The 11,627-nt window shown below is 67.4% G+C and carries 13 protein-coding genes and 3 pseudogenes; 10 read left to right on the top strand and 6 right to left on the bottom strand.

Features of this window, described 5'->3' with window-relative positions; all coding sequences use genetic code 11:
• The first annotated feature begins 104 nt into the window (after positions 1–104).
• Positions 105–521 (top strand): hypothetical protein, encoded by a 417-nt coding sequence (locus FKP22_RS09780; protein WP_141287305.1) that lies wholly within the window; start codon positions 105–107, stop codon positions 519–521.
• A gap of 10 nt (positions 522–531) precedes the next feature.
• On the opposite strand, the pseudogene FKP22_RS09775 reads toward FKP22_RS09780, so the two are convergent.
• Positions 532–687 (bottom strand): annotated as a pseudogene (locus FKP22_RS09775) (LysR family transcriptional regulator); the annotation flags it as partial.
• Between the two features lie 8 nt (positions 688–695).
• Here FKP22_RS09775 and FKP22_RS09770 point away from each other — a divergent pair.
• The 3 genes and pseudogenes from FKP22_RS09770 to FKP22_RS09760 all read left to right on the top strand — a co-directional run.
• A pseudogene (locus FKP22_RS09770) lies at positions 696–1,004 on the top strand (hypothetical protein); the annotation flags it as partial.
• Between the two features lie 18 nt (positions 1,005–1,022).
• Positions 1,023–2,780 (top strand): arsenical pump-driving ATPase, encoded by a 1,758-nt coding sequence (arsA, locus tag FKP22_RS09765; RefSeq protein WP_141287304.1) that lies wholly within the window; start codon positions 1,023–1,025, stop codon positions 2,778–2,780.
• Between the two features lie 558 nt (positions 2,781–3,338).
• On the top strand, positions 3,339–4,139 hold the full coding sequence (locus FKP22_RS09760; RefSeq protein WP_141287303.1) for a hypothetical protein: 801 nt from the start codon (positions 3,339–3,341) through the stop codon (positions 4,137–4,139).
• Positions 4,140–4,194: 55 nt separating this feature from the next.
• On the opposite strand, the gene FKP22_RS09755 is transcribed toward FKP22_RS09760, so the two are convergent.
• Positions 4,195–4,881, bottom strand: coding sequence for an alpha-ketoglutarate-dependent dioxygenase AlkB (locus tag FKP22_RS09755; RefSeq protein ID WP_141287302.1), 687 nt, complete (start codon positions 4,879–4,881; stop codon positions 4,195–4,197).
• 161 nt (positions 4,882–5,042) lie between these two features.
• On the opposite strand from FKP22_RS09755, the gene FKP22_RS09750 reads away from it, so the two are divergent.
• The 5 genes from FKP22_RS09750 to FKP22_RS09730 all read left to right on the top strand — a co-directional run bounded on the left by FKP22_RS09750 (position 5,043) and on the right by FKP22_RS09730 (position 8,806).
• Positions 5,043–7,148 (top strand): AfsR/SARP family transcriptional regulator, encoded by a 2,106-nt coding sequence (locus FKP22_RS09750; RefSeq protein WP_170200830.1) that lies wholly within the window; start codon positions 5,043–5,045, stop codon positions 7,146–7,148.
• A gap of 13 nt (positions 7,149–7,161) precedes the next feature.
• Positions 7,162–7,593, top strand: coding sequence for a globin domain-containing protein (locus FKP22_RS09745; RefSeq protein ID WP_141287300.1), 432 nt, complete (start codon positions 7,162–7,164; stop codon positions 7,591–7,593).
• A gap of 156 nt (positions 7,594–7,749) precedes the next feature.
• Positions 7,750–8,094 carry a hypothetical protein gene (locus FKP22_RS09740; protein ID WP_141287299.1) on the top strand — a complete coding sequence of 115 codons (345 nt, stop codon included), beginning with the start codon at positions 7,750–7,752 and terminating at the stop codon, positions 8,092–8,094.
• A 47-nt stretch (positions 8,095–8,141) separates the two neighbouring features.
• The gene (locus FKP22_RS09735; RefSeq protein WP_141287298.1) at positions 8,142–8,600 is read left to right on the top strand and encodes a globin domain-containing protein; all 459 of its coding nucleotides are present in this window, start codon (positions 8,142–8,144) and stop codon (positions 8,598–8,600) included.
• Positions 8,597–8,806: a hypothetical protein gene (locus tag FKP22_RS09730; protein WP_141287297.1), complete on the top strand. Its 210-nt coding sequence runs from the start codon at positions 8,597–8,599 to the stop codon at positions 8,804–8,806. Before FKP22_RS09735 ends, FKP22_RS09730 begins: the two co-directional genes overlap by 4 nt.
• Positions 8,807–8,892: 86 nt before the next feature.
• Here the strand turns inward: FKP22_RS09730 and FKP22_RS09725 are convergent, their stop codons facing one another.
• The 3 genes from FKP22_RS09725 to FKP22_RS09715 form a co-directional block, all read right to left on the bottom strand.
• Entirely contained in the window at positions 8,893–9,273 is a 381-nt protein-coding gene (locus FKP22_RS09725; protein WP_141287296.1) for a tRNA pseudouridine(13) synthase TruD, read from the bottom strand.
• A 346-nt stretch (positions 9,274–9,619) separates the two neighbouring features.
• The gene (locus tag FKP22_RS09720; RefSeq protein ID WP_141287295.1) at positions 9,620–10,102 is read right to left on the bottom strand and encodes a GreA/GreB family elongation factor; all 483 of its coding nucleotides are present in this window, start codon (positions 10,100–10,102) and stop codon (positions 9,620–9,622) included.
• Positions 10,103–10,273: 171 nt separating this feature from the next.
• Complete coding sequence (locus tag FKP22_RS09715; protein ID WP_211361356.1) at positions 10,274–10,816, bottom strand: WD40 repeat domain-containing protein; 543 nt, start codon at positions 10,814–10,816, stop codon at positions 10,274–10,276.
• Between FKP22_RS09715 and FKP22_RS09710 the strand changes: the two genes are divergently transcribed.
• Complete coding sequence (locus FKP22_RS09710) at positions 10,782–11,066, top strand: alpha/beta hydrolase (RefSeq protein ID WP_170200829.1); 285 nt, start codon at positions 10,782–10,784, stop codon at positions 11,064–11,066. The genes FKP22_RS09715 and FKP22_RS09710 overlap by 35 nt on opposite strands.
• Before the next feature lie 18 nt (positions 11,067–11,084).
• Here FKP22_RS09710 and FKP22_RS31910 read toward each other — a convergent pair.
• Positions 11,085–11,627, bottom strand: a pseudogene (locus tag FKP22_RS31910) (alpha/beta hydrolase family protein); the annotation flags it as partial.

Below are 11,627 nucleotides of genomic sequence, written 5' to 3'. Positions count from 1 at the left end.
ACTGAGCTGCCGGTGGCGCTGAAGCGGTTGCAGCAGTTGCATGGCGCAGCGGAGGACCGTTTCGACGCCGCGGGCCTTGCGGCGCGTGGTGACAGCGTGCTCGGATGAAAGCCGCCGTCCCGCATGGCCTGCGCCAGGTGCACGGCGCCAAGGCAGCGCCTGCCGGATCGGGCCAGCCCATGAAGCTTGTGGCGGTGCTGCTGGCCGTGCTGCCGCAAGTCGCGTTCGCGCACGGCGGCCCGACGGTGGGCATGTTCGCCGGCTTCATGCCGCTGCTGGCCTACCTGGGCCTTGCCCTGGCGTGGCTGAGGCATCAGACGCGGCTTCCGCTGTGGCTGGCTTTCACGGCTGCAGCCATGCTGTTCCTGGCATTGGGATGCGTCGCCTTCTTCCTGCCAGGCCTGCTGCCGATCTCGAACCAGCACCACGACTTGGCTTCGCTGTTGCTCAACGGTGCGCTCACCTTGGTGCTGGTCGGGACCGCTGTGAAGGTTCGCGCGCGAGCCAGGCGAAAGCGGTAGGACAGGCGCGCTACGCCTTGCCTGACGCCGCCTGCTGCGACAGCGCCAGCGCCAGGAAATCCACGAAGGCGCGCACCCGCGCGGCCAGTTGATGGCGCTGCGGGTAGACGGCGTGGATGTCGGCGTCGGGCGTCAGGCACTGCGGCAGCACGTGCACCAGGCGGCCGGCAGGTGCTGGAAGCGCTGCGCGACAAGGACGCGATCCTGTTCGGCTCGGCCGGCGACCCGCACATCCCCGACCACGTCACGCTGTGGGGCCTGCGCCTGAAGATCTGCCGGGGCTTCGACCAGTACGCCGCCACCGCGCGCGTGGCCAACCGCCCGGCCACACTGGACACCCTCGTCGCGACCAACCTGCATGCCGACATCCTGGGCGACCTGGCCGCCGCGCTGGCCGGCAGCCAGGGCATTCAGTGGATGCCGCCCCATCGGCTTGACCGGCGTCAAGCCAGGCCACACGGCGGCGTGCACAGTCTGGCCTTCATCACCTGAGGTCAGCCGATGGAACTTCTGAAGAGCCCAACCCGGTACCTCTTTTTCACCGGCAAGGGCGGCGTGGGGAAGACTTCCCTGTCCACCGCCACCGCATTGGCGCTGGCCGACAGCGGCAAACGCGTCCTGCTGGTCAGCACCGATGCGGCCTCGAACCTGGACGAGATGCTGGGCATCGCGTTGCGCAACACACCGGTGGCGGTGCCTGGCGCGCCAGGGCTGTCGGTGCTGAACATCGATCCGACCAACGCCGCCGAGTCCTATCGCGCGCGGGTGCTCGGCCAGATGGGCGACGGCGCGACAGCGGCCGAGCAGGCCACCGTGCGTGAGCAGCTCTCGGGCGCCTGCACCACCGAGATCGCCGCGTTCGACGAGTTCGCGGCCCTGCTGGCTGGCGACGGAGCCGACTTCGATCACGTGGTGTTCGACACCGCGCCCACCGGCCACACGCTGCGCCTACTGAGCCTGCCTCAGGCATGGAGCGGCTTTCTCGCCGGCAACGACCGGGGCGCTTCCTGCCTGGGTCCTCACTCGGGCCTGAAGATGCAGGAAACCCGCTTCCAGGCGGCGCTGGCCACGCTGCGGGACGCCAGCCGGACCACCGTGGTGCTGGTCACCCGCGCCGAGAGGGGCGCCGTGGCCGAAGCAGCGCGCACGGCCGAGGAGTTGCAGCTGCTGGGTTTGCAAAACCAGCGGCTGGCGATCAACGGTGTCTTTCACGCGCAGAACCGGCAGGACGCCGTGGCCCTGGCGATTGAGGGCGCCGGCCAGCAGGCATTGGACAGCATGCCGGCATCCTTGCGCGCCTTGCCGCAGGACCGCGTGCCGCTGCGCGCCTTCGACACCGTGAGCCTGCAAGCCCTGCGCGCACTGCTGACGGGCGAGCTGGCGCCAACAGGCCCGAACGCGCCAGGCCCCACGACCACACGCGCGGCGCCGCTGCCGGGCCTGGACCAGCTGGCAGACGAGCTTGCGGCGGGCAGCCACGGCCTGATCATGGTGATGGGCAAGGGAGGGGTCGGCAAGACCACGGTGGCCGCCGCGCTGGCGCTGGGCCTGATCAAACGGGGCAAGACCGTGCACCTGAACACCACCGATCCGGCGGCCCATCTGGCGGCCACGCTCATGGCTGAAGTGCCCGGACTGAGCGTGGACCGCATCGACCCCAAGACGGAGACCCAGCGCTACATCGACAAGGTCATGGCAGCGAAGTCACCCAGGCTGAATGCTGGTGAACAGGCCTTGCTGCTGGAGGACCTGCAATCGCCCTGCACCGAGGAAGTCGCCGTGTTCCACGCCTTCGCACGCGTCGTCAGCCAGGCGCGCAGCGAATTCGTCGTGCTGGACACGGCTCCCACCGGGCACTCGCTGCTGCTGATGGATGCCACCGGCGCTTACCACCGCGAAGCCTTGCGGCAGTTCGAAGGGCGCAACGCCGGCCATGTCTCCACGCCGCTCACACGGCTGCAGGATCCCGACTGGACCCAGGTGATCCTGGTGACCCTGCCGGAGGTGACCCCGGTGTCCCAGGCGGCCGCGCTTCAGGACGACCTGCGGCGCGCGGGCGTGGAGCCCTTCGCATGGGTGGTGAACCGCAGCATCCTGGCCTCCGGCACGCAGGACCCCTTGCTGCAGGCACGCATGGTGGGAGAACAGGTGCAGCTGGACAGGGTCGCCGGCGGGTTGGCCAAGCGGCTGTTCGCGATCCCGTGGCTGGCAACCCCGCCTGTCGGCCAGGCCGAGTTGGCAAAGCTCGCAGAGGGCTGAGCTGCCCGTCCGGTAGCGCGCCGTCGACCCGTCGCGAGGCCATGCCCCGACAAACCGCAGCGTCGAATCCACGGTGAAATATACCCAAGCCACCGTGATTTTTTCCGGCGGCTTTTTCTTTGCTGGTTGCGAGCAACGACGCCCAAAAGCAACTGCCCGGCAAAACTCAGGGGAAGCGACCGGCCTGTACCTTTGCGCATTTCCACGTTGGCCGAGGTAGAAACAGGTACATCCTCAATTCAGAGGTTGCTGCACCCCTCCCCCACCGCCGCAGAATATCGGCACTGACGGAGAAGTTCTCGTCCAAAACCCTGCAAAGCACTGACGGGTTCGGGACCTGCCGCCAGCGCCGGGCCATGCTGTATCGGCCATTTCAGACCAGACTCGTTGGGATCCCGCACCATTCGACCTGCCAGCCAACCGCCGCATGAGCGCGGGCGCGCCCATCGAGACTGACCTTCCTGCTCTTCTTCCCTGCTTCGGCCTTGGTTCTTCGATGACTTGAAATCGAACCATGCCCGATTTTCATCCATTGGATTCAACTGGAAAGGAATCCCCATGTCTGTTCTTGCTGACGCCATCAAGGCGCTGGACCCCACCCCGAATAAGACCACACAGCTGACCTTGTCGTTGAATCTGCTGAGCGAACTGGCCGAAAACAAGGCGCTCGAATTCGAGAACGATGTTTTCCGAAGCTACCTCACGGCCGGCACCCAGGAAAACAGGACGGCGCCCATCACCATGGTGATGGCCTCGCATTCCGAGTATCGAGCGTACGTGAAGGACGACGCCGGCAAAATTGCGACCGAGGTTTCCGGTGCGATCAAGAAATTCGTCTCGGGCGGCTCCGAGCAAATCATCAGCGGCATCGCGGACCTGGTCACCACCGGGCTCACGGCGATCCTGGGGGCAGGCCAGGCCACGCAGCAGGAAATGCACAGCTACTACATCACGGTCCAGTCCCGCGCACTGGTGCGCTACGACATCATGGCCTGGCGGCGCCTTGTGGAGGCAGAGGGCATCACCTCCCAGATCCAGAGCTGCATGGCGGTCTACGCCTCCAAGGCCAGCATCGACGTGGCCTCGCTGGACCTGAACACATTCCTGCTCGCCTACGAGGACCAGCTCTACAAGATGGGCTTCTCCGAGAAGGAGAACATCGAGTACATCGACTACGCAGAGTCGGTCTACAACAAGCTGATCGGCGCCAGCCGCGCCAATGCCGGCTCTGCCACCCGCGGCCCTGCCACGCTCGGCACGGCCAAGCCGGTGCCCAGCCGGCCCGGCGAGTTGCTGTTCCTGCCCATGATGCCCACGCCGCAGCGCACCCACAGAAACTCGCCGGGCCGTCGCGCATGAGCACGCTGCGCCGCCGAATGCAGGCCTGAGCCATGCCCGGCGGCGCAGGCGGACTTCACCCCGGCAAGGTGCCGTCAGGTCTTGGCACGCCTTCAATGCGCCGCAGCGTCACGTTCAGCCGCCCGCCTTCGGCCAGCAGCGCCGAGCTGCCGAAGCGGATTCGGTCCACGCCGTGGAACAGCAGCCGGCCAGCGCCGCCAAACCAGACCACGTCGCCGCTGTGCAGGTCCAGGCGCTGCAGCGGCGCATTGCGCGCCAGCCCGCCCACCGCAAACCGCGCATCGTCGCCCAGCGAAACCGACACCACCGGCCCGCCGAGGCTCACCGCGTCCTTGTCCTGGTGCAAGCCCAGCCTGGCCTTGGCGTCGTAGTAATTGATCAGGCACTGGTTCGGCGGCCGCGCCTCGCCGGTCGCCTCGGCCCACAGCCGCAGCAGCCGCTCGGGAATCGCCGGCCACGCATGACCCGTCACCGGATGCGTGCGCTGGTAGCGGTAGCCACCGACCTTGTCCGTCACCCAGCCCCAGGTGCCGGCGCCGCTCATGCGCACGCTGAGCGGCGCGCCGCTGCGTGGCATGGCTTGCTGGAACAGCGGCGCCTCGGCGAGCAGCTGGCGCAGTTCGGCCAGCAGAGCGGCCTGCTCGGCAGCATCGAAATGGCCCGGCAGGAAGTGGAAGCCGGCCGGCAGCGGCGCGGGCTCGAAGCCGGGCAGCAAAGGTGCGTCGTCAAGGTGCTGTGGCATGGGCCTGCCAGTGTGGCACCAGCCGCGCGCACCAACCCGCCCTCTTCGGCGACACCCGATTCATCCAGCGCGCAGGCGACGTGAACGTCCGGGGGATGATGGTGAGTTGACTCTCCGCAACTTTATGGATCATGGGTCTCCTCTTTGGTGGCACAGTCGGCGTGTCATCGCTCAAGCCGACCGGCGCCCCGTGCCATGCAGACGCCAGACCGACAACGACGTCGACATTCCACCCTTGTGTCTCGGCAAGAGCATCGCTTGAGCGTGCGGCACTCAATCCCGTGATGGATCCACTCTGCAAAGGTCTGGCGCTTTCGCACGCGGGGCACGCAGGCGCGATGACGCTGTTGCGTGAGGCGCATGCGCGATCGCTCGAACTGCACGACGAGCGCGGCGTGCTGACAAGCGCCGCTGCATTGGTGCTGACCAGCCACACGGTGGGCAATTTCAGGGACATGGCGGAGATGCTGAAGCACGTTGCGGCGCTCAAGCAGCCCGCACTGGCGCTGCCGGCACCCGACGATGAACTGCTGGTCCGCACGGCGCTGCTGATCGGCCAGCTGTATGTCGATCTCGACGACCCGGATACCGACGCCAACGTGGCACGGTTGCTGGCGTTGCTGGAGCAACCCGGCGGCCTGGACGTGAACCTGCGGCTGGCGGCGGCCCGCATCCTGCTGTACTTCGTCGAGCCGCGCGAACTGCGCGAACTGGGACTGCGTGTCAATGCACTCGTGCTTCCCCACCTGACGGACACCACACTCCAGCCGCACCGGCACGGCCAGTGGCTGCTGCGCTGGCGGAGCTGCGCTGGCTATGCAAAAGACCCGTTGCAGGAGGCTGCCGCCACCGAGTCGGCACGCGCGCTGGCCGAACGCCACGGGCTTCGCGACGTGCGGTTCACGCTGGCCTTCGACGAGGTCGGCCACAGCCTGAACGGCGGTGACCTGCGGCGCGCGGAACGTGCACTGGCCGAAGCCGAGACGCTGGTCGATCCTGGCAGCCTGCGTGAACTGATGCTGCTCGATGTGACGCGGATGCGCGTCGCACTCATCAAGGGCCAGGTCGACGACGCGCTGTTCCGCGCCGTCCGCGCCCGCAAACTCGCAGTCGAGCTGCAATGCCCAGGGCCGATGCTGGGTGCCTACATCGTCAACGAGGCCAGCGTGCGACTGCTGCTGAACGACGGCATCGGCGCGCGGCGCCAGATGGAAGAGGCGATTCCGCTGCTGCCCCCTGGCTTCGCCCAGGAAGTTCGCGAGATGATCGCGGCGATGCTGGCATCCGAGGCGCTGGACCGCGGCGATCCGCGGGGGCGCGAGATGATGGCGTCGGTCTGGTCCGGTCTGCGCGAGCGCCAGTTCTACGACAGTTTCGACGGCCACCCGGCGTTCAAGGCCCGCATCTGCATGCAGGCGCTGGAGCAGCGGATCGAGGTCGAGTTCGTCACCAGCGTCATCCGGAAATGCGGGTTGGCGCCGCCGGCGAACGCACCCGAAACCTGGCCGTGGCGGCTGCGCCTGTACGCCCTCGGACGCTTTGAGGTCCAGCGCGACGGCGTGCCGCTCAGCGCGGAAGGCAAAGGTCAGCGCAAACCGATGGAGTTGCTTCGAGCGCTGATCGCCCACGGCGCCACCAGCCGCGAGCGGGGCCTGCCCACCGGCGAGCTGATCGACCTGCTGTGGCCCGACCTGGAAGCGGAGGCGCCGAAGGCATCGTTCGACATGACGCTGATGCGCCTGCGCAAGCTGCTGCAGGTCGACGGGGCGTTGACGCTTGCCGAAGGACGGCTGTGGCTAGACCCGGCCCTGGTCTGGTGCGACGTCACGGCATTCGAACGCGACTGCGATGCGTTGACCGCGCTGCCCGAGGCGCCCGGCGCGGAGGCCGAGCTGAGCGCGGCGGCGCGGCGACTCAGACTGCGTCGGGACCTGCGTCTGTTTGGCAGCACCAGCGTGGAAGGCTGGGCCGTTCTCGCGCGAGAGCGCCTGGCGACGCGCTTCGCGAACGCGATCACGGCGTACGGCGGCCACCTGGAGGAGCAGGCGGCCTGGATCGCCGCGATCGCACTCTACGGGCACGGTGCCACCGAGGATCCACTGGTGGAGCCCTTCTATCGCGGCCTGATGCGCAGCCACCTCGCACTCGACCAGCCGGCAGCGGCGATGCGCAGCTTCCAGCGCTGCCGCGAGCTGCTTGCCAACGTACTCGGGGTGCCGCCTTCCCGCGAAACGCTGGCCCTGCTCGCAAGCATCCCGCAAGCCTGACACCGGAGCCACGATGAGCCCGCAACAGATCGAACTGGTCCGCCTCAGCTGGCAGCAGGTCTTCCCGCTGCGCGAAACCGCCGCACAGATGTTCTATGAGCGGCTTTTCGAGCTGGATCCGTCGCTGCGACCCCTGTTCAAGGCCGATCTGTCGCAGCAAGCCGCAAAGTTGTTCGACACCTTGAACGCCTTGGTGGCGTCGCTCGGAGAGAACGGCGCCCTCGAAACAGTGGCGGGCCCTCTGCGGCGCAGCCACGCGGGCTTCGCGGCGACGCCGGCGCATTACGAGGCGGTCGGCGCAGCCCTGATGTGGACGCTGCAGGCGAGCGTTGGCAAGGCTTTCACGACGTCGACGCGGGCCGCCTGGCGCGAGGCGTACGCGCAGCTGTCCTCAGCGATGCAAGTGGATCGCGGCGCTGCCGCTGCCGCTGCCGCTGCCCGCTGAACGCTGAACGCTGAACGCTGGAAGCGCCCCCTAAAAGAAGGGGACGCCTGTTAGTCATCGGTTAGCGGCTGTCCAGGCCGGTCGCCGGATCATTCGTGCACTGCGCAAAAGCAGCCACTGAACCGATCCGACACCCCTCCTGAAAGACCACCGTCCATGACCTCCTTCCGCACCCCCATCGTTGCCTCGTTTGTCGCTGCAGCAGCGCTCTCGACCTTTGTCGCGCCGGCCCGCGCCACCGATTTCGGCCATCACCCGGCGGCCACGAAGGCGCGGGCCGCCGATGCCGAGTTCGACCCGTCGACCTTCATGCCCGGGCACCCCGCCCGTGGCGCGGCTGGGCAGGCGGCGCATGCCAATTTCGAGCATCCGGCGCTGGCGACGTATCGCGCAGGTCAACTGCCGCACACCGATCCGAACACGTTCATCGTGCAACCTCCGGCCACCACCGCGTGGATCGTCGTCGACTCTCCGACCATCCTCGCCATGCAGCAGCGTTGAAGCGATCCGCGCCCAACACCCGCACCGACACCACCCGGAATCGATCCATGACCACTCTCGACACCTCCACCATCGAGCTCGTCCGCACCAGCTGGGCGCTCGTCGCGCCGAGCCAGCCCGAGGTCGCTTCGCAGTTCTACCGCCATCTCCTGCGGCTCGACCCATCGCTCGCGCCGATGTTCGGCGGTGACATGACGGTGCAGGGCCAGCGGCTGATGAGCATGATCGGCGCCGCCCTGACCCTTCTGGACCAACCCGAGCAGCTGATGCCGGTGCTGCGCAGCCTTGGCGCTCGCCATCTCGGCTATGGGGTGCAAGACTCGCACTACCCGGTGGTGGCCGAAGCACTGTTTCAAACGCTCCACGACGGACTGGCCTGCGCCTTCACCGAGGACGTGCGCGCGGCGTGGACCTCGGTCTACAGCATGCTCGCCAACGAAATGATGAGCGGCGCAGCAGCTGAACGCCTGCGCGATCACTCCCGGCAGCAGGTGGAGGCGTCATGAAGGTCTCGTCTATCGTTGCGACGCGTCGTCCTGTGTCTCGTCTCGTCTTCGGCCGCGTTGCCGTGCTGGCCCTCTTGATCGCGCTCGCCGTCCTGGTGTGGCACCAGAGACCCGCCATTGCGCAGACAGTCTCGGTGCCGCCAGCCTCGCAGGCCTCCTCCCGCGCCGATTCAAAAAATCTGCCCCTCGAATTTTGGATGTTGTGATGCTGGCGTGGCGATGCGGTGGTCGCCGACCGCGCGCACCGATCCGCCGCCCATCGAGCAACCCTTCACCCGCGGTGAGGACACCGTCATTCGACAGCCGCAGGCTCGTTCTCCGTGTGCCGATCAGGCTCCGTGGTGCGGAGGATTTCGTTCAGAACGGACGTGGCGTAGTTGCCTGCAGGCAAAGAGAACGTGAGCACCAGTTGACCGGCTTGCGGCCATTCCCATGAAATGTCCACCGGCCCGGCCACCAGCGCGCGGCGCGCCTGATCCAGACCGGCGTGTTCCATGCCGTCGCACAAGCTGGCGTGACGTTCGGCCACGCCGTTCTCCAGGGCCTGCGCCTGATCGGTGGTGCTCACGCGGCCCCGTCCCCAGAGCGACCCGGTGGGCCCGCCCGCCTCGTCCATCACGTCGCCGGGCAGGGTCTTGCCCCAGAGTCCCTGCTGAATGCGCAGCGCCAGCATGGCCCGTCCCTGCTCGACCTTGCCGCCCTCGAAGCCGAAACGCTGAGCGCCAAGTAGTTGGGCACGCCATGTGATGCAACGGCCTTGAGACCGTTCTCCAAGGCGTCGCGGTCACCGGTCAAGTCACGCAGCACAGCGCAGCCAGTGATTCACTCCCTGCCCGCATGCCTTGACGAGGCGTCCACAGATGCGGCCTCGCATGGGAACCGTTGCGCGCTCCTACAGGTGGCTTCCGGGCGGCAACGACAACGCGCGGGAGTCCGGGCTCGGTCAGCGTCCGGTCCACGTCGTCGGATGCAGCCATGGCAGAAGCCAACCCGGTATTCGGCGTGAACTTGCTTGAGGCTCAATGAACCCGCAGCACCTCAAACCGCTGTCGGATTGGAGCGACCTGTATCGACACCTCATCGCCCTCGCATTTACCCAGCATGGCCCTGCTCAACGGGGCTTCGCTGCTGATGACCTGAACGAGCTGAGCGCCGCTGACCAACTTCATGCTGCCCCCATCCGGGCCGAGAAAGAGCTGTTGCTGCTTGTCGTCGGAATCGACCAGGAGGACCAGCGCGCCGAGCTGTATGCCTTTGCTGGCGTCGTAGGGGCGCGGGCGGAATTGGCGCCAGTTGACCATCGCCTGGCGGATGGCTTCGGCGCGACGCGCTTGGCCGGTGGCCAGGTATGCGGCTTCGAGACCCAATGTGTCGTACTTGTTTTCGGCGATGTTTTCCTCGTGAGTTGCCGATTCATGGGCCGCCCGCGCTGCCTGTTCGGCCTGCAGCAGATCCTCGGCGAGACGTTCCAGCACCTGCTGCTGCAGCAAGAATTTATCCATGATGAGAGGTAGGCATCTCGAACAAGCGGGAGTCGGGGCTCAATTGTGAAGGGATCCACCAGCAGGGCAATTGCATGAGACCGCCGTCAATCGATTTCATGGCAAAGGAAGCACACCCGTGCTTCCCAGCCTCGGGCCAGCAACGCTTCGTGGACCACTAGAACCAAAGTCTCAGGCCGCTGGTTTGCTGCGGCTGGACTTCTTGGCGGGCGCTTTCTTGGCCGCCGTCGTCTTGGCCGGGGCTTTGCGCCGCGGTGGCGCAAGTTCGGTCGGGTCATCCATCGGTGGCGCGTCCACCCGCAATTCCGGCAGATCGCTGGCCCGCCAGTAGCGGGGCACCCAAGGCCAGGGCTGCAAGGGCTCGTCGCCATCGATGTAGCGCACCATGTCGACGATGGGGCCCTGGCCCATCCAACGGCCGCGCGGGTCTTGGCGGAAGTCCAGCGTGACCCAGTTGTCCGGGGCGGGGACGTCCGTTGCAGGCTGGGACTTCAACATGCCCTGGCGCTCGCCGCCGCGCAGGCGCAGCAGTTCGCGCCCTTGTGCCGACCACAGGCGCACGCTGCCGTCATCCCCCGCACTGGCCAGCCAACGGCCATCGGGGCTGAACGCGACGCTCCAAACCCAGCCTTCGTGGCCTTGCAACACACGCAGCACCTCGGCCCAGGCGTTGGCGCCGATGCTGCTGTGGCAGTTGCCGCTGCGGCTGGGCATCAGCGCCGACGAGCTGCGCCCGGTCGAGGCCATTCGTTCGCTGCACTCGCCGGTGTTGATCGCCGCGGGCACGCAGGACCTGCACACCACGCTGGCCGAGAGCCGCCGCATCTTCGACGCCGCGCCCGAACCGAAGCGCTTCTGGCCGGTCGAAGGCGCAGCGCATGTGGACCTCTATGTCCACGCGCCCAAGGCCTACGAGGCCCAGCTGCTGCCCTTCCTGGCGCAGTACATGGCGCCGCGCAGCTGAACCCACGCTTGTCCGCTGTCATTTCAGCAACCATTGCTGGAACCAGCCGACGATCTGCTGGTCGACCGCGCGCATCTGCCCGCGGTCGAAGCCCGGCGGGTCGTTCAGCAGCGAGCCTTCCAGGCCGGTGAGCCCAGGCGGCAATGGCGAGAGCAGCGAGCCGTGGCCGGCGCCGGGCGGGTTGGCCAGGTGCACGCAGGCACCGGCACAGGCCTGCAGCACGCGGTCGCTGTGGAAGCGCGGATGCAGCCATTGGTCGCCCGGCGCGGTGACCAGCGCCAGCGGCACCACCGGGTGCGCCAGCGTGGCCATGTCGAAATCGGCCGCAGCCGGCACGCCTGCGACGATGGCGGCGATGCGCGGATCGGTGTGGCCGTACCAGGCGGTGTCGCTGCCGAAGTACCGGCGCAGCACGGCCTGGGCCACCCAGCGCTTCAGGCCGTCCAGCCAGTTGCCGTGCAGCGAGGTGATCAGGCCGACGCAGGACTGGAAGTCCTGGTCCAGGTGGGCGGCGCACTGGCGCTGGAACTCGGCCGGTGACCAGTGGCCGCCGGCCAGCGT

Source organism: Ideonella azotifigens, assembly GCF_006519715.1.
Classification (GTDB): Bacteria; Pseudomonadota; Gammaproteobacteria; order Burkholderiales; family Burkholderiaceae_C; genus Ideonella; species Ideonella azotifigens.
Note: the sequence above shows the minus strand (reverse complement) of the source record. Positions and strands in the feature narration are given on the sequence as shown.

Excerpts from the sequence above, each read along its gene's own strand:
- arsA (WP_141287304.1), top strand. The coding sequence starts at position 1,023 with ATGGAACTTCTGAAGAGCCCAACCCGGTACCTCTTTTTCACCGGCAAG.
- FKP22_RS09755 (WP_141287302.1), bottom strand. The coding sequence starts at position 4,881 with ATGCCACAGCACCTTGACGACGCACCTTTGCTGCCCGGCTTCGAGCCC.
- FKP22_RS09710 (WP_170200829.1), top strand. The coding sequence starts at position 10,782 with ATGCTGCTGTGGCAGTTGCCGCTGCGGCTGGGCATCAGCGCCGACGAG.
- FKP22_RS09780 (WP_141287305.1), top strand. The coding sequence starts at position 105 with ATGAAAGCCGCCGTCCCGCATGGCCTGCGCCAGGTGCACGGCGCCAAG.
- FKP22_RS09730 (WP_141287297.1), top strand. The coding sequence starts at position 8,597 with ATGAAGGTCTCGTCTATCGTTGCGACGCGTCGTCCTGTGTCTCGTCTC.
- FKP22_RS09740 (WP_141287299.1), top strand. The coding sequence starts at position 7,750 with ATGACCTCCTTCCGCACCCCCATCGTTGCCTCGTTTGTCGCTGCAGCA.
- FKP22_RS09715 (WP_211361356.1), bottom strand. The coding sequence starts at position 10,816 with ATGCCCAGCCGCAGCGGCAACTGCCACAGCAGCATCGGCGCCAACGCC.
- FKP22_RS09760 (WP_141287303.1), top strand. The coding sequence starts at position 3,339 with ATGTCTGTTCTTGCTGACGCCATCAAGGCGCTGGACCCCACCCCGAAT.
- FKP22_RS09745 (WP_141287300.1), top strand. The coding sequence starts at position 7,162 with ATGAGCCCGCAACAGATCGAACTGGTCCGCCTCAGCTGGCAGCAGGTC.
- FKP22_RS09725 (WP_141287296.1), bottom strand. The coding sequence starts at position 9,273 with ATGCTGGCGCTGCGCATTCAGCAGGGACTCTGGGGCAAGACCCTGCCC.
- FKP22_RS09720 (WP_141287295.1), bottom strand. The coding sequence starts at position 10,102 with ATGGATAAATTCTTGCTGCAGCAGCAGGTGCTGGAACGTCTCGCCGAG.
- FKP22_RS09735 (WP_141287298.1), top strand. The coding sequence starts at position 8,142 with ATGACCACTCTCGACACCTCCACCATCGAGCTCGTCCGCACCAGCTGG.